Below are 16,236 nucleotides of genomic sequence, written 5' to 3'. Positions count from 1 at the left end.
CGCAGCTTATTTGCAAGGCAAGGTCGGCTACACCACGGCTGCGCAGCTGGTCGCTGCCGGCACGGCATCTGCCCAGGGCGGCGGCTCGATGGGTGGTGTGCCGATGGGCACCACGCCGCCGGCTGGCGCGCCGATGGGCGATGACGATCACGCCGCGCATCATCCGGACAAGGCCGGAAGCATGGCGGTACCGCAGCCGGCGCCAGCCGATGGCATGCCGGCGCAAAGCAGCAGCTCGATGAACGGCATGCCGATGAGCGCCACACCGCCGGCTGACGCATCGGCGGGCGATGACGATCACGCCGCGCATCACCCGGACGCGACTGCCAGCATGCCGGCTTCGAGTGGTGCATCGATGGCCGGTTCCATGGGCGGCATGATGGCCGGTTCCATGGGCGGCATGATGGACGACATGATGCGCGGCTGCCGCGGAGACGAGTGCGGTCGGGATCGGCGCCTCAACAAGCTGCTGTATCCGCAGCTGATGGCGCTACCGGATCTACCGCCGGAGCGGCGCGCGAGCGTTGAGCAGCTCGCCCACCACCGGATGCACGAAGGGATCCAGCTATTGGCGTCCCTGTCGTCGGAGGCGTCGCACGCGGTCCAGCGCAACGACTACGGCGGCCTGCAGGAAGCATCCGACCGCATGCGCGTGGCCTGGGGCGAATTCGACAGCGGCTTGTCGGCCTACCGCGCACTGGCCGAAGGACAGGCGCCGCGGGGGATCGCGCTGGCGTGGTTCCGGCGCGAGATGAACCTGACCGATCCCCTGACCACGGCCCCGGCGCACGGCGTCTTCGGCCTGTCGGGCTTCCACTACTTCACGATGGCGTTGCTGCTGGCCTTTGCGCTGCTGGCCGCCTGGATGTACGTGGCGCGAACCCGACGCACGAATGCGGTCCTCGCCACGTTGCGCACCGGGGCACCGGTGCCTCCGGCCCCCGCCGCTGCGCCTCGTTCCGGTGTGGCGCCGGTCCCCGCGGCGTCCGTGTCTCCGGGCGTGCCGGCCGAGGGCGAGCCGCAGGCACGCGCACCCGTGTCCACCATGGGCGGCTGGGTGGGCAAGTTGCGGGTCGCACGCGTCTTCCAGGAGACGCCCAAGGTCAAGACGTTTCGGCTGGCGCCAGTGGAGGGCGTGGGTGCGCTGCCGTTCGAGTTCGAGCCCGGCCAGTTCCTCACGCTTTCGGTGCATTCAGGCGGGAACCAGGTCAAGCGCTCGTATTCGATCGCTTCATCGCCATGCTGCCACGGCTGGTGCGACCTGACGGTCAAGCACGAAAGCGGCGGCATCGTCTCGGGTTACCTGCACGAGCAGGTGAAGGAAGGCGATCTCCTCGATGCGTCCGGCCCCTACGGCCGCTTCACCTTCCGCGGCGTCGAGTCCGACAGTGTCGTGTTCCTGGGCGGCGGCGTCGGCATCACGCCGCTGATGAGTTCCATCCGCTACCTGACCGACCAGAGCTGGAACGGCCGGATCGACCTGGTCTACGCCTGCAAGGACCTGGAAAGCGTGATCTTCCGCGACGAGCTGAACCAACTCGCCCGCCGGCATCCGAACCTGCATGTGTCCATCGTGCTGAGCGACGAGTCATCGGCGGCATGGACCGGCCCGCGTGGGTTCATCACCGCCGAACTGCTGGGGCAGATTCCGCAGATCCGTTCGCGCCGCATCCACTTGTGCGGTCCGTCGGTGATGATGGACGCGGTCCGCAACGAACTGGGCAAGCTGGGCATCGACCTGGCGTCGGTTCATTCCGAGCTGTTCCTGAGCCCCTCCAGGACAGTGCCTCCCGGCCTGGAGGTGTCGGCGGGCGACACGGCGACGGCCGTCACCTGCAGCTTCGAGCGGTCCGGAAAAAAGGCGCCGCTGGCGGCCGGCCAGACCGTTCTCGAGGCCGCCGAAGAGGTCGGCGTTCCGATCGAATATGCCTGCCGGCAGGGTTACTGCGGCCTCTGCAAGATCAAGCTGCTGTCGGGCGAGGTCACCATGGACGTGGACGACGGTCTGACGCCACTCGATCGTTCCTCGGGCGTGATCCTGGCCTGCCAGGCGAAAGCGTCGGCCGATATCTCGGTGGATGCGTAGATGCGCAACCAGGATCGCATCATCGCGACGATCATCTTCTTGATGCTGGTGGTCCTGTGGCTGGGTTTCCTGGTGCACCGCTCTTCCTTCTTCGCCGGAAGCCTCCTGGGTGGCGTGTTCGGCGTCGTAGGCGCGGCGTTCATGCTCGTCCCGCTCACCTACACCGTAATCAAGCGCAGCGCTACGCTGCGCCGCGCATTCACCAGGAAGCATGGCTTCGGCGCATTGCTGCAGGCGCACGTCTATTTCGGCTTGGTAGGCGCGCTGTTGGCCATCCTCCATAGCGGGCACAAGTTCCAGAGTGCGCTCGGCGTCGCGCTGACGGCATCGATGCTGCTGAGCGTGCTCACTGGGTTCATCGGCCAGCATTACCTGCGCTACGTCGCGGAGAACATCCGCGAGAAGAAGGCGCAGATCGACGGGCTGTGGCGCCTTCTGGATGGGCAGTACTGGGCCTACGCGCAAGGACCAACAGCGGGCGTTGCCGGTACGCCCAAGGCCAGCGCCGAACTGCTGCCACTGGCATCCGCCGCCGCCGATCTGCAGTACTCGATCCAGTTCCAGGAGCGGGTGCGCAGGCTGTTCAACGCCTGGCTGTCGGCACACATCGCGTTCTCGATCATCTTCTATCTTCTGCTGGCGTTGCATATCTGGGCTGGCATCTACTTCGGGTTGCGGTGGTTCAGATGAGTCGAAAGGGAAAGATCCTCGCCGCGCTGCTCGCGGTCCTGGCGCCGGTGTCGGCAGTCGCACTGTGGACATACCTTCCGCAAATGCAGCGCGCCGCGACGTGGCAGAACATGGCCTCTCCGGGCCCCCTGTCCAGCGCACATGCGTTTCTCAAAGAGGACTGTGCGGCGTGCCACACGCCGGTGAAGGGCGTGGAGGACGCGACTTGCGTGGCCTGCCATGCAAACGAGACCGTCCTGGTCCAGCGACAACCGACGGCATTCCATGCCGACATCGCCGGCTCGAACAACTGCGTGGCCTGCCACAAGGAACACGACGCCGGCCGCAGCCTGCGTGGTATGGACCATGCGGCTTTGACCGACATCATCGTGCGATGGCTCGATCGGGCCCCGGAGGGTCATGAGGGGGCGGTGCTGCTCGCGCACCTCAAGGCACACCGGCCCGAGGCGCTGCCGGGCAACCTCTCGCTTGCCAACGGCATGACTTACAAGGAGACGCTGCTGGACTGTGCGAGCTGCCACAAGACCACCGACCCGCACGTCCAGGTCTTCGGAAACGACTGCGCGACATGCCACGGCACGACCACATGGTCGATTGCCGAGTACCGGCATCCACCGCCGAGTTCCACCGAGTGCGGCCAGTGCCACCTCGCGCCGCTCAGCCACTACAAGGAGCACTTCGGAATGATGTCCAAGCCGATAGCGGGTGTCAGGAATGCGGAACCTGAGCAGTGCTATCTCTGCCACCAGACCACCTCATGGAACGATATTCGGGGAATAGGCATCTATGACCACCATTGACGGGTGTTTCTATGAACCTTGAGGCACCTCATGCAGCGATTGAGATCGCGGTGATCGGGTTCGAGATTGCAGGGGTGCTCGCTATAACTTTCGGAAGTTTCATAGCGCTCTATCGCTTTTTTTTCAATTACAAAGGGGCCGCATTGACGGATCGCTCCCGGTCATTACGGCAAGATATTGGCGGCGCGATTGTGCTAGGACTAGAATTCCTCGTTGCTGCCGATGTCATACGAACGGTTGTAATTGAGCCCTCGCTACGAAACGTTGCAGTACTTGGTTTGATAGTACTTGTCCGAACATTTCTCAGCTACACGCTCCATATGGAAAATAAAAGCCGCGAGTCGTAGGCACCCCTCGCGGCTATGTATGTACTACTAAGGATGGTCTGAAGTAGCCATGTATTTCCCCGGCATACCACCTGGCGCAACTTTTAAACTCGCCAAATGACCAAAAAACAATCAATTCGACGAGTATTTCTTACGTTTTCGCCACCCGGACCCCACTCCGGTGGCCATTTCCCGCATTACAGGCGCACCTCTCCTGCATTCGTCAGTAAATGTCGGCGCGCCATCCACAGGTTCGACAGAGCGAACAGTGTCACCAGTTGCGCCGTGTTTTTGGCCAAGCCGCGAAAGCGCACCTTGGTGTAACCGAACTGGCGCTTGATTACCCGGAACGGATGCTCGACCTTGGCGCGCACCTGAGCCTTGGCCTTTTCAATCTTGCGCTTGGCTTTGTACAGCACGCTGCGCTTATCGAGTTTTTTGTAGGTGCTGCGGCGTGCCGCCACCTGCCAGATAACTTCACGTCCTTCATGCTCGGGCCGCTTTTCGACACCGGTGTAGCCTGCATCGGCGCAGACCACGTTTTCGTCGCCATGCAGCAATTTGTCCACCTGGGTGACATCCGCCACATTGGCCGCCGTGCCCACTACGCTGTGCACCAGACCCGATTCGTCATCGGCGCCGATGTGGGCCTTCATGCCGAAATAATACTGGTTTCCCTTCTTGGTCTGGTGCATTTCCGGGTCGCGCTTGCCGTCCTTGTTCTTGGTCGAACTGGGCGCATTGATCAGCGTTGCATCGACGATGGTGCCCTGGCGCAGCGACAGGCCGCGGTCGCCCAGATAGCCATTGATGACAGCGAGGATGCCGGCCGCCAGCTCGTGTTTCTCCAGCAAGCGGCGGAAGTTGAGAATGGTGGTTTCGTCGGGGATGCGCTCCAGGTTCAGCCCGGCAAACTGGCGCAGGATCGTGGTTTCGTACAGCGCTTCCTCCATCGCTGGATCGCTGTAGCCGAACCAGTTCTGCAGCAGATGCACACGCAGCATCGCCATCAACGGGTAGGCCGGACGGCCACCTTCACCCTTCGGATAATGTGGCTCGATCAAAGCAATCAAGCCCTTCCACGGCACCACCCGATCCATCTCGATCAGGAACAACTCCTTGCGGGTTTGCTTGCGCTTGCCAGCGTACTCGGCGTCGGCGAAGGTCATCTGCTTCATCGGGAAACTCGGTGGGTGGGGTCGCGGTATTTTGCCAAATCAGAAAGTCTTTTTCAGAGTTTCCCTAAGCACATCGCTCAGCTGGGCAGTTTCCCCAGACGGCCCCATGCCAGTACCCGCACCGATTCGCCATAAAAACGGCAAGGCTAGTAACGATTGTATTGCTGAAATGCTTATGACCACCGCCGCACCAGGAGCATGTCTCGGGCTGCGACTACCGCCTCGGACTCTTACGTTTATGCAGGCTTCGATGGGTCGATAGGTGGTGTCTTATCTCCGACAGTTCGTTCCGGCGACCCGATACTCAACAATCGCCAAATCACCCTTAGAGTCCTCATAGGTAATTTGGGCCGGCATCACATCGTTGCAGGTCATATCGGTTCGCGTGGTACGAATTACCTTGGCGATGTCCAACTTCATCCCATAACGATAATGGACAACTTCGGGAGGCTTCTTTCCGACAGAAGTAGCGTACTCCCGCATAGTATTTTCGTTCGCACGTATCATTTCGCCATACTCGCGATCTGAGCTACCCTCTGCCAAGGATAATGAGCTCACGCTCATAAAAAACACTGCTGCCGTAATCTTGAAAGCTTTCATAACCAGCTCCTAACTTAACGTGTGTGATGAAATTATAAGAGCGGCAAGCTGTTACTCATATGACGCGGTAATTACACTGGTGTTATGAATCAAATTACCCAAGGATTAAGTGGGGCCGGTAGCATTCGAGCAAGCATAGCCATCCCGATTAATTGGCTCAGTTACCTAGCGGCCACACCATATGAAAATCATTCAGCCGTTGAGCTGGGGGTCGCAGGCGCTCAAGTTTTAAATTTGAGAGGCCCATCCACGCAGCGCTTCTGGCTAGGACGGGCCGACGGGTGACAGGCGCCCCTCGGCTCTTGATGAAGGGGCATAGAACTGGCACTGCCGGAGCAGAGAACAGCATCGGCATCGACCAGGGGCGTATTCTCGATATGCGCCGCATCAGACTTTCCCGGCTCAAAGCTGGGATACTGACCGCTGCGATCTCAGACCAAAAGATGGGTCTCGTCGATCACATGCATCGCTTTGCGTGACGTCCGCGTTTGCAAGCTACCCGCGGCAATTATCGGTGCCTTTTGGAAGACATCACGAGGAAGACCACATACTGCTCGACAATGACAGACTCAACTTGGTAATAGCCTATGTAGGAGGCGATAGCGGCGCGGCCATAAGGGGCGGCATTCAGAATGGCAATGGAGCTTCAAAACGCTGCGTATCGTCACACTTTTGGTCAGGGCCTCATATTCGCGGCAGAGAACGCGATCGCGATCGGCGGCATATCAGAGCGGACTGGTGGTTTTCCACAGCGACTGTAGTGATTTCGTAGCAGCACCACTGGGTCCCCCACAGACATTCGCTCAACTGGTGAAGTAGACGCCAACTGAATGTAAAAATTGTATGTGCTGTGGAAAAATTAAATCACTCGCTCATGTTGCTTTGAGCTGAGCCGAGAAGGCCGACTCAGCCCATTGTTGCATGACACGCTGTCAGGATCCTCCTCCCGTGTAAGGAGACGTTATGATCCGGCTTACCCCTGTGGCAGCTACTCAGAAATAACTTTCTTGTCATTTATTACCATGTGAGCGGTTGTTTATTTTGGCTGGCATTCCGCGGAACTCTACCGCGTGAAGTCGCCCGTCTGGAGTACGAATTTTTATTTCATATGGCCTAACATTTCCCTTAAGTGTGTTATTTATAGCTTTATTATCCGAACGCTCTTTATTCATAGGGGCCACACTCACCACCTCGCCGCGCTTCAGCAGATCCAGCATTACTTGGTGACCATCCCCAACAGTGTGATCGTGCCGCATAGCACTTTCTTGTTCCGTGCCGGCGACGGCTGCGAAAGCTGCCGAAATTAGCGAAATCGTCACCAGTGCTTTACTAATTTGGTTCATCATTTATCCCTCTTCCCCGATTTGCGTTTAAAAAACTATTGCTCGCTTTCTGTCTCAAACATCCCAAGTATAAACTGCACGTCTAGGGTTCCCTTAGCAAAGGGAAGCCTAAGCATCGATGATTGTTGCAGGGTAAGTGCTGATACCTGCAACAACCATAATCGTATTAATATCGCGGAGGTGTCCGTTAAAGTGGTATCAGCCGTTTTTAACGCCTACTGGGGCACCGAGAAATTCGACCGAATGGACGACTCCGTCAGGGGTTTTAATTTTAATCTCATACGTTCTTACATCACTTCCGGACACTGGTGAATTACCCATTGGGGTCACGCTTAGCACTTGCCCGGTTTTTAGCAGATTGACCATCACTTCATGACCATCGCCAACAGTATGGTCGTGTCTCATGGGTTGATCGCCTTTATTTGCAGCGATGAGAAAAGGAGATGTAGCGGTTAGAACAAGGGCGATAACGAGCTTTTGCATGCTTTTCATTGTGCTTTCCTCAGTGTTGGGGCCTGATTTGAGTGTGGCGGGTGAATACTTACGGGATGCTGTCCCTAAAATTACATTGGCGTAACCTCAGTGACAGCCAACAAACGTTCAGCTCCTGCGCTTTGGAAACTGGAAACAGGTCTGAACGACCTGATCTTCCACAAATCGCAATTACTGGTTACCGCAAGGATCTCGATGTCGCTCCTTACCCCTTAAAGGCTTACCTCTTCTACATTCGACAGCGAATATCGAGGAGACATCCACAGTTCGACAGGTCGTACAGCGTCACCAGGCGCGCCGTGTTCCTCACCAAATCACGGAAGCGCGTCACGCAGCCAGACTGGCGCATGGTCACTTCTACTTGGAGCAGCGCTGCGCAAACCCGAGAGCGAGTAAACTCGGTGCAGATTACATTTTTGTAAGCTTTTTAAAAAAATCGAAACCTCACAGCCTCCCGGCTTGTCCGTTCTTAGGTAACACCGAGGGCTGATTATCAAATCTGAGCTCTCACAGTATTAGTAACGCAACTGCCCGGCATGATCGAAAAATACGCAGACTTTAGTCAATGCAATACTGTGGCAGCACATCACCATGAGGAGTTGATATGAAAATGTCTTATTGGCGTTTCGCTGCGATGGTGGCCACATCAACCGTCATCATGTACGGCGTTATGTATTTGAATACTTACGCTTTTGAGCATGTTCTATGGAGTGAGACCCGTGCTTGGATGGCGTTAGTAATGGGAGCTGTCATGGCGATAGTCATGCTCGCCTTCATGCTCAATATGTACAAGAAAAAGCCCATGAACATAGCGATATTCGCCGGCGGAGCAGCTTCCTTTGCTATTGCCCTGTGGCTTGTTCGTAGCCAGGCAACTGTCGACGATACGGACTATATGAAGGCCATGATTCCTCACCATTCCATAGCCATCATGACAAGTGAGCGCGCTCAGATTTCAGACCCGCGCGTTCGCAAGCTGGCAGATCAAATCATTGAGGCTCAGCGCCGAGAGATCTCTGAGATGAAGTTCCTGATCAATGATCTAGAGAGGGCTAACTGAAAAAACGTATCGAGCAACTTTCTCGCCCCGGCCCGTTTTTCCTTCAAGCGTCACGCGATCCCGACGAGGTCATTGCGCTTATTGAGTTCGCTGACCTGAGCGGCCAGCACACGAACTAACCCGCGATGACGGCGGTGTAGCAAGACGCTCGTCGCGGTAAAAGCTCAACTACTGCTTGACCACCAAACGTGCCCCGTTGCTTTTAGCTGTCATGTACGTGCTCTTTGCCATCCGCATGAGTGTGAGCGTTGGACGCCGGCTCGCCATGATGGTCGCTGGCGCTACTGCCTTTCGTGCTGGAGTTACTTCCACCATGGTGATCATCGCCGTTACTGCTCGAAGAATGGTGATCGGCCTCTGGAGCTGAGCCGCCGTGGTGGTCTGCAGCCGCTATACCGCGACGTCCAGACTCTCCTCCAGCGGCAGCATTGCCATGATGGTCAGAATTGCTGCCATCCAAGCTTTCATGATTGTGCGTCTGGCTCTCACCGCCACCATGCTGGTGACCGCCACTCGCAGCGACGAGCGCTTGGTATTGCGTAGCGTCGATCTTGGGCAACTGGCTGATGAAGGCAACCATGCCCCAGATATATTCGTCGCCCATACTCTTACCCCAGGCCGGCATGCCTGTTGCTTTGATTCCATGCTTAATGACCCAGAAGGCGGATGCAGGGCCTGCGTCAATGCCGATCTTGGCCAGGTTAGGCGGGGCTGGATACAGCGCCTGACTCAGCTCTGTTTGTTCGACACCGGGCGCCAGATGGCACCCAACGCACATGGCGTTGTAGTTCCCGGCCCCGCCACGAATGAGAGCCTCGTCATCTAGATTGGGAATCTCAATGTCCTTGGACCGCGCTTCGATAGAGCGATCACGCGCCATTGAAAGGAACGCATGCACGGCTGGGTAATGAGGATCGTCAGCACCAACGTTGATCAAGCCGGAATAGGCTCCGGCTAATATTGCTGCACTACCGACAGCGCCTGCTACCACCAGGGTTGTAATTGTTTTTTTCATATCAGGCTCTAAAACCACATTCGAATGCCGGCGACAAAGCGCGCCTCTTCAACATCTTCTCCTTCGTCGCGCAGCATGTCTGCGGTATTACCGTATGAGCGACTCCAAGAAATCCCGATGTAGGGCGCAAACTCGCGAACGATTTCGTAGCGCAGGCGCAAACCCAGTTCGGTATTCGCCAGGCCCGAGCCCACTCCTCTTTCAGAATCATTCTTACCGTAGAAATTGGCTTCCGCAGTTGGCTGGAGGATCAGCCGATTGGTAAGCAAGATGTCATAGTCGCCCTCAAGACGCGCCGCAGTCTGGCCGTTTTCGCCGACGAAGGCTGTGGCCTCGGCTTCAAAAGCGTAAAGCGCCATGCCTTGCACACCAAAGGCAGCCCAGGTCTGTGGAGACTCGGGTTTGAAGTCTTGGCGAACGCCAGCAACGACGTCCCACCAGGGGCCGACCGAGCGCCCATACAACAGCTGCAGCTCGGCATCCTCGGTTACGCCGTTAGTACGCTCTCCCTCGGAACGAAACCAGACCCGATTGATATCGCCTCCCACCCAGCCTGAGGCATCCCAGGCCAGGGTGCTGCCCTCATCAGCGTCCTGATATTCAAGCTGATCGAGCAGAAAGAAGCTGTTGATGCCGCTATCGTGCACTGTGTGTCCAGGCAGAGGCGCGAAGGCCGCTTGGCGATCAGCATCCGTGAGGACGGGGATCGGTGTACGACTGGTGGTTCTCGGGGTATCAGCGGAGCTATGGTTCATTTGGGAGTGATCCATGTTGCTGTGATCCATCCCTTTCATTTGCTCTTGCATGGCGCCGTGGCCCATCTTGCTATGGTCCATAGCCGCAGCTTTACTCTGATTTTGGCCATGGTTCATCTGGGAGTGATCCATACTGCCCATCTGGCCTTGCATGGCCTCATGATTCATCTTGCTGTGGTCCATAGCAGGAGTCCCATCCTGCGAATTCTGGCCCTCGGGCATCTGGCTATGATCCATGCCCCCCATCTGCACCTGAGCAGCCCCGTGGTTCATCTTGCTATGGTCCATCGGCATGGAGCCGTGGTCCATAGTCGAGTGATCCATCTCTTCTGCGGCAAAGGTAAAGCCGCTACTCAGTGCGCTCATTGACACCGCCAGCGCAATGAGCGATGGACGTGAAAGCTTAATGGTCATGGTTCGAATCTGCCTCGGCATGGTCGCTGCCATGCTCACCGGTCATTTTTTGGTGGTCCATGCCGTCATGGTCCATCGAGCCGTGATTCATCGAGCCGTGATCCATTTGCTGATTGGCGGGGCCCTGGCCTCGCACCTGAGGAGGCTGCTTCTCACTTGCAGCTTTGGAAGAGTCAACGGCGTGCCGTCCGTGATCGCTGTGATTTTCTTCGGCCAGCGACACTGGGATATACAGGGCAGCCAAAAGGCTCAACATTGCGGCACTGCAGAACAGGTGGTTTCGTTTCGGGGAATTGCTCATTAGATATCTCCTTTACTCATCCACACGAACTTCACGGAACATGCCCATTTCCATGTGGAGCAGCAGGTGGCAGTGATAGGCCCAGCGCCCTAGCGCATCTGCGGTTACGCGATAGCTGCGCTTCGAGCCTGGTGGTACATCAATGGTGTGTTTGCGAACTAGGAAGTTGCCGTTCTCATCCTCCAGATCGCTCCACATGCCATGAAGGTGGATGGGGTGGGTCATCATGGTGTCGTTGACTAAGGTGATACGAACACGCTCGCCATACTTCAATCGCAACGGTTCCGCATCAGAGAACTCAATGCCATCGAATGACCAAGAGAATTTCTCCATGTGACCTGTGAGGTGCAACTCGATGGTACGGCTCGGCTCGCGCCCATCCGGATCGAGGAAGGTGCTGTGCAGATCTGAGTAAGTCAGCACACGGCGACCGTTGTTGCGAAGCCCGATTCCCGGGTCATTCAGCTTGGGAGTTGGCGTCATGGTCTGCATGTCGACCAGAGGGTTATTGGTTTCGGAGGCCGGATGGGGCTGCATCGCTCCACCCATGCCTGCCATCGCTGAATGATCCATGCCAGCCATGCTGTCGTGGTCCATACCTGCCATCTTGCTATGATCCATGCCTGCCATGCCGCCCTGCATGGAGCCATGATCCATTCCCTCCATGCTGCCGTGATCCATTCCCATATCGCTCATGGAGATCAACGGGCGAGGATCAACTTCAGGAACAGGCGCGCTCAGCCCTTCGCGAACGGCCAGGGTGCCGCGTGAATAGCCAGTGCGGTCCATGGACTGCGCGAAGATGGTGTAGGCCTGCTCGCTATCGGGCTCGACTATTACATCGAAGGTTTCGGCCGCAGTAATACGGAACTCATCGACGCTAACAGGTTTGACGTACTGCCCATCGGCCGCCACCACCGTCATCTTTAGACCGGGGATGCGGACATCGAAATAGGTCATGGCCGATGCATTGATGAAGCGCAGACGGATTTTCTCACCCGGCTTGAAAATACCAGTCCAGTTGTTATCCGGCGCCTGGCCATTCATCAAGTAGGTGTAGGTATAGCCACTGACATCGGCAAGATCAGTCGGGCTCATTTTCATCTCGGCCCACATCTTCCGATCAGCGATCGCTGCGGACCACCCCATCTCGCTCACGTCATCGACGAAGTCGCCGACAGTACGTTTGTGGAAGTTGTAGTAATCCGATTGCTTTTTGAGCTTGGCCAGAACCCGTTCCGGATCTTCGTCAGTCCAGTCACTTAGTAGCACGACGTAGTCACGGTCGTAGCTGAACGGCTCCGGCTCTTTGGCATCGATCACCAGAGCACCATAGACGCCAGCCTGCTCCTGCAGTCCCGAGTGACTGTGGTACCAATAGGTGCCGTTCTGGTTAACCTTGAATTTGTACTCATACATGCCATCGGGGGCGATGCCGTGGAAACTCAGGCCAGGTACGCCATCCATGTTCGCCGGCAGGATGATGCCGTGCCAGTGAATCGAGGTATCTTCCTGCAGACGATTACGAACGCGCAGAGTCACGGTATCGCCTTCCCGCCACCGCAGGGTCGGCCCCGGAAGTGAGCCATTGATGGTCATCGCGGTACGAGCCGCGCCAGTAATATTTACCGGGGTTTCACCGATGAACAGATCAAAATCGGTACCGGCCAGCACGTTGGCCTGACCGGGACTGGTCACGGCCCAGACCGGCATACGCCACATGCCTAAGCCGCCGAGAATACTGGTGGCGGCTAGCCCCTTGATGAAAGTGCGCCTTGTGGTTTTGCTTTGCATCCCGTTATGTCCATTAATCAGATGAGCCGGTGGTGAGCAATCCGGTCTCGGGTTCGTTGACTGCCCCACTATCGAGATTCCACCTTCAACCTTTCCCACTGTTGTGTGAACTCGTTCCAGCGAGCAGCGCCTCTTCAGCAGTTGGTAAGCTCAGCTTATTTGGCGTCGCAATTTGCAACAGGCGCCTCGGCTTATGCTGCTTGGAGGCGACAGATTCTCAAACCGCCACTCAGGTGCCCCATATGCCAACTGACACATTCGCCCCTGCCAAGTCGGAGTACTCGGCAACGCATGAAAACAGGGGCATTGTTCGATCCCCCTCGAAATACCCGTTAATTCGGTTTCCGTTTGAACGGAGTGCTTTGTTCTTCAGGCACGACGCCAACTTAACCGCGGCATCCTGTCACAGGCCTTAGCGAAACATTACAGTTCTGTCAGGTTCTAGTTTTTCTGACTGTTAAGTTCCGGTGTGGCTGTTCAACAAATGGCTGACTTCAGCCGTCACGGATTTTGAAAGTGGAGCATCGGTAAAAACGATCAAGTCATCTGCCCACGTCTTAGCTTTCAGCCGCCGCAAGTACATGCTGCGGCGGGCTGCGATCTGCCAGCTGACGTCGACTTCCGGGAGCGACCAGGTTGCATGCTTTACATTCGGTCGTCGGCTTGACGCAGTCGTTCCAGAAAACTCTCGGCGTCGGTTTCACCAACCGTGCGAAGGTCCTGCCACTCATCACCACTGGGGGCAAACAATTGCAGTGCCGGCGGGCCAAACAGCTGGTAGCGATCAAGCAGCGCGCGTTGCTCGGCATCGCTACGCGTCATATCGAAGCGCACCAGCCGGTAATCAGCCAGCTGCTCGCGCACAGAGGACACTTCGAGTACTTCTCGTTCGATTACTTTACAACTGATGCACCAGTCGGCGTACCAGTCCAGCAGCAAAGGTTGGCCGGCAGTTTTCGCTGACAACAGTGCCGCATCCAGGGCTGCTGGGGTGTCCAGGGTCTGCCAGCCGACGGTTGCGCCGATTTGAGGCAAGCCTTGGGCGTCCAGGCGACCCAGTGGGCGCAGCGGGTCGGTTTGACCTTGCAAAGCGCCCACCCAACTGCTGATGCCGTAAACCAGCAAGGCCACACCAAGCAACTGGGCAAGCTTCTGCTTGCCGGGCTTAGGAATAAATTCCAGGGCGCCCAGCCACAACGCAGTGCCAACCGCCAACAGGCCCCACAAGGCCAGCGTCACGGGAGCGGGTAACACACGCTCCAGCAGCCATACAGAGACACCCAGCAACATCAGACCGAAAACCTTGCGTACGCCGACCATCCAGGTCCCGGACTTGGGCAACAAGGCGGCGCCACCAGTGGCGAGCAACACCAACGGCGCCCCCATGCCCAGACCCAGCGAAAACAGCTTCAGCCCGCCGCCCAGGGCATCGCCGGTGGCGCTGATGTACAGCAGCGCACCGACCAGTGGTGCTGTCACGCAGGGTGATACAAGCAGGCTTGACAGCACGCCTAGCGTTGCGGCCCCTATCATTGAACCCCCGCGGGTTCGGCTGGCCAGGCGATCCATTCGTTCGGTAATAAAGCGCGGCATACGCAACTCGAACACCCCGAACATGGCCAGGGCAAATACCGAAAAGAACAGCGCAAAGGGCACCAGTAGCCACGGTGACTGCAGGCGCGCCTGCAGGTTGAGGCCAGCTCCGAACATGCCCATCAGCGCTCCGAGCAGTGCGAAGCAGGCAGCCATGGGAAGTACGTAGGCAAGCGACAGGCGAAAACCTCGTAGCCCACCGAGTTGTCCACGCAGCACTACGCCGGAAAGGATGGGCAGCATCGGCAGCACGCAGGGAGTGAAAGTCAGCCCCAAACCGGCCAGAAAGAACAGTGCCAGACTTCCCCAGTCCAAGGTCGTTTCCGGTTGCGCAGGCGATACCGGGGGCGAGTTACCGATCTGAAAAGTGCGCATTTCAGGTGGGTAGCACAGTCCCAGATCGGCGCAGCCCTGGTAGCTCACCTGCAGGGTGAACGGCCTGTTCTGAGGGTTATCAATCGGTAGTTCTAAGTCCGTAATGCCGTAGAACACCTCGACATCGCCGAAATACTCATCGGTTTTCGGTTCGGCTGCAGGCCATTGCGGGGTGCCGATTGTTACTTGCGGATGGTCGCTGTTGAAGGCGAAACGATGTTTGTAGAGGTAATAGCCATCGGCATTTATGAACCGCAGGCGAATACTGTCGGTGTCGGCTTCTATCAGATCAAGGCCAAAGGCCAGATCCACCGGCAGGAAGTCCTGGCTGTTATTCAGGGGGGCGTTGAACAGGGCCGGCTGTGAGCGAGGCAGATCAAAAATCCCAGCACTGACCGGCAGTGGGATCAGTAAAAGCAGGCACAGCAAAAGGCGGAACATGGGTATCTCGCGGAACAAGAGTTAACGAAAGGCTCCGGACATAATTCCGCCTCGCAAGTCAGGAAACTGTCCTGAGCAAGCGAGCCGGACGGGGTGATCGCTGCGATCATCCAGTGATCACCCCCGCGTTCTCTTTGCTGCCACCCGCCTGGGAAAGCCGGTCAGCGGCACGGAGCCTGAATTTACGGGTACTTGGCGAGGACCTCATCCTGCCCTGAACGGGTAAGCCCGATTACCTCGTAGGCATGTTTGGCATCACCGTGCTCCATACCGGGCGATCCAGCCGGCATGCCGGGCACGGCAATACCTAGCAGGTCGGAACGCTTGCGCAATTCGAGTATCTGCGCCACCGGCACGTGGCCTTCAACGAACTTGCCGTTGATCACACCGGTGTGACAGGACGCCAGACGCGGCTCCACTCCTAGGTCTTGCTTCACCGAACGCATGTTGCGTTCAACATGGTCGCGGACCGCAAAGCCGTTGTCCTCCAGATAGGAGATCCAGTCCTTGCAGCAACCACAGTTGGCGTCTCGGTGTACATCGATGATCAAGGGTTCAGCGGCATGGATCGCCCCACTTACCAGCAGCGCCGCAAGGGCTGATATACGCAGTTTTCTAGACATATAAGAACCTTGTTTGCCTCTCGTTTTCAGTTGCAGCCGCAGCCACCGCTGCCACCGCAACCCGTCTTTTTCATGTTGTTCGTCCCGGCTGCCGGACTGGCCAGCTGCGCGGGATATCCCGCATCAGTCAGGGAAGCAATCAGCACTTGGCTGTCGCTCTGGCCGCTAACCCGCACCCTGGCGGCTTGCAAATCGACATCCACCTTGGTGACGCCCTCGACAGTGTTGAGCGCCTCGGTGACATGCTTGACGCACGAGCCGCAGCTCATGCCTTCGACGTTCAGTTCAATGGTGCTCATGAGAATCTCCTGGGAAGTCACCGTAATGGTTGAGCAGATGTTCAACCTTGC

16 protein-coding genes are annotated in these 16,236 nt (G+C 57.4%); 5 read left to right on the top strand and 11 right to left on the bottom strand.

Annotated elements, in window-relative coordinates; genetic code table 11:
- Positions 1-10: 10 nt before the first annotated feature.
- Genes P5703_RS03070 through P5703_RS03055 form a run of 4 tightly spaced genes read left to right on the top strand, consistent with a single transcriptional unit; the run spans position 11 to position 3,923 of the window.
- The gene (locus P5703_RS03070; RefSeq protein WP_285585504.1) at positions 11-2,086 is read left to right on the top strand and encodes a 2Fe-2S iron-sulfur cluster-binding protein; all 2,076 of its coding nucleotides are present in this window, start codon (positions 11-13) and stop codon (positions 2,084-2,086) included.
- The gene (locus tag P5703_RS03065) at positions 2,087-2,776 is read left to right on the top strand and encodes a hypothetical protein (protein ID WP_014597608.1); all 690 of its coding nucleotides are present in this window, start codon (positions 2,087-2,089) and stop codon (positions 2,774-2,776) included.
- Positions 2,773-3,576: a multiheme c-type cytochrome gene (locus tag P5703_RS03060; protein WP_003298494.1), complete on the top strand. Its 804-nt coding sequence runs from the start codon at positions 2,773-2,775 to the stop codon at positions 3,574-3,576. The genes P5703_RS03065 and P5703_RS03060 overlap by 4 nt, the downstream gene beginning before the upstream one ends.
- Positions 3,577-3,587: 11 nt before the next feature.
- Entirely contained in the window at positions 3,588-3,923 is a 336-nt protein-coding gene (locus P5703_RS03055) for a DUF1622 domain-containing protein (protein ID WP_003298493.1), read from the top strand.
- Positions 3,924-4,099: 176 nt separating this feature from the next.
- On the opposite strand, the gene P5703_RS03050 is transcribed toward P5703_RS03055, so the two are convergent.
- The 4 genes from P5703_RS03050 to P5703_RS03035 form a co-directional block, all read right to left on the bottom strand.
- The gene (locus tag P5703_RS03050; protein WP_010466230.1) at positions 4,100-5,080 is read right to left on the bottom strand and encodes an IS5-like element IS1384 family transposase; all 981 of its coding nucleotides are present in this window, start codon (positions 5,078-5,080) and stop codon (positions 4,100-4,102) included.
- A gap of 270 nt (positions 5,081-5,350) precedes the next feature.
- On the bottom strand, positions 5,351-5,680 hold the full coding sequence (locus P5703_RS03045) for a DUF2790 domain-containing protein (RefSeq protein ID WP_003292133.1): 330 nt from the start codon (positions 5,678-5,680) through the stop codon (positions 5,351-5,353).
- A 1,010-nt stretch (positions 5,681-6,690) separates the two neighbouring features.
- Entirely contained in the window at positions 6,691-7,026 is a 336-nt protein-coding gene (locus P5703_RS03040; RefSeq protein WP_011914422.1) for a hypothetical protein, read from the bottom strand.
- Between the two features lie 195 nt (positions 7,027-7,221).
- Positions 7,222-7,515, bottom strand: a complete 294-nt coding sequence (locus tag P5703_RS03035; protein WP_011914423.1) for a hypothetical protein — start codon at positions 7,513-7,515, stop codon at positions 7,222-7,224.
- 604 nt (positions 7,516-8,119) lie between these two features.
- Between P5703_RS03035 and P5703_RS03030 the strand changes: the two genes are divergently transcribed.
- Complete coding sequence (locus P5703_RS03030) at positions 8,120-8,575, top strand: DUF305 domain-containing protein (RefSeq protein WP_003292136.1); 456 nt, start codon at positions 8,120-8,122, stop codon at positions 8,573-8,575.
- 202 nt (positions 8,576-8,777) lie between these two features.
- Here P5703_RS03030 and P5703_RS03025 read toward each other — a convergent pair whose 3' ends face one another.
- The 7 genes from P5703_RS03025 to P5703_RS02995 all read right to left on the bottom strand — a co-directional run bounded on the left by P5703_RS03025 (position 8,778) and on the right by P5703_RS02995 (position 16,185).
- Complete coding sequence (locus P5703_RS03025) at positions 8,778-9,590, bottom strand: c-type cytochrome (protein WP_014597611.1); 813 nt, start codon at positions 9,588-9,590, stop codon at positions 8,778-8,780.
- A gap of 8 nt (positions 9,591-9,598) precedes the next feature.
- On the bottom strand, positions 9,599-10,759 hold the full coding sequence (locus P5703_RS03020) for a copper resistance protein B (protein WP_003292138.1): 1,161 nt from the start codon (positions 10,757-10,759) through the stop codon (positions 9,599-9,601).
- The gene (locus P5703_RS03015; protein WP_003298487.1) at positions 10,749-11,060 is read right to left on the bottom strand and encodes a hypothetical protein; all 312 of its coding nucleotides are present in this window, start codon (positions 11,058-11,060) and stop codon (positions 10,749-10,751) included. Before P5703_RS03015 ends, P5703_RS03020 begins: the two co-directional genes overlap by 11 nt.
- A 12-nt stretch (positions 11,061-11,072) precedes the next feature.
- On the bottom strand, positions 11,073-12,854 hold the full coding sequence (locus tag P5703_RS03010; protein ID WP_014597614.1) for a copper resistance system multicopper oxidase: 1,782 nt from the start codon (positions 12,852-12,854) through the stop codon (positions 11,073-11,075).
- Between the two features lie 645 nt (positions 12,855-13,499).
- Positions 13,500-15,263 (bottom strand): protein-disulfide reductase DsbD, encoded by a 1,764-nt coding sequence (locus P5703_RS03005; RefSeq protein ID WP_279642004.1) that lies wholly within the window; start codon positions 15,261-15,263, stop codon positions 13,500-13,502.
- Positions 15,264-15,445: 182 nt separating this feature from the next.
- On the bottom strand, positions 15,446-15,886 hold the full coding sequence (locus P5703_RS03000; RefSeq protein ID WP_014597615.1) for a DUF411 domain-containing protein: 441 nt from the start codon (positions 15,884-15,886) through the stop codon (positions 15,446-15,448).
- 26 nt (positions 15,887-15,912) lie between these two features.
- Entirely contained in the window at positions 15,913-16,185 is a 273-nt protein-coding gene (locus tag P5703_RS02995; protein WP_003292143.1) for a heavy-metal-associated domain-containing protein, read from the bottom strand.
- Positions 16,186-16,236: the final 51 nt, after the last annotated feature.

The sequence above is a fragment of the Stutzerimonas sp. FeSN7 genome (genome assembly GCF_030263795.1).
GTDB lineage: Bacteria > Pseudomonadota > Gammaproteobacteria > Pseudomonadales > Pseudomonadaceae > Stutzerimonas > Stutzerimonas stutzeri.
This window is presented reverse-complemented; position numbering and strand designations above follow the sequence as displayed.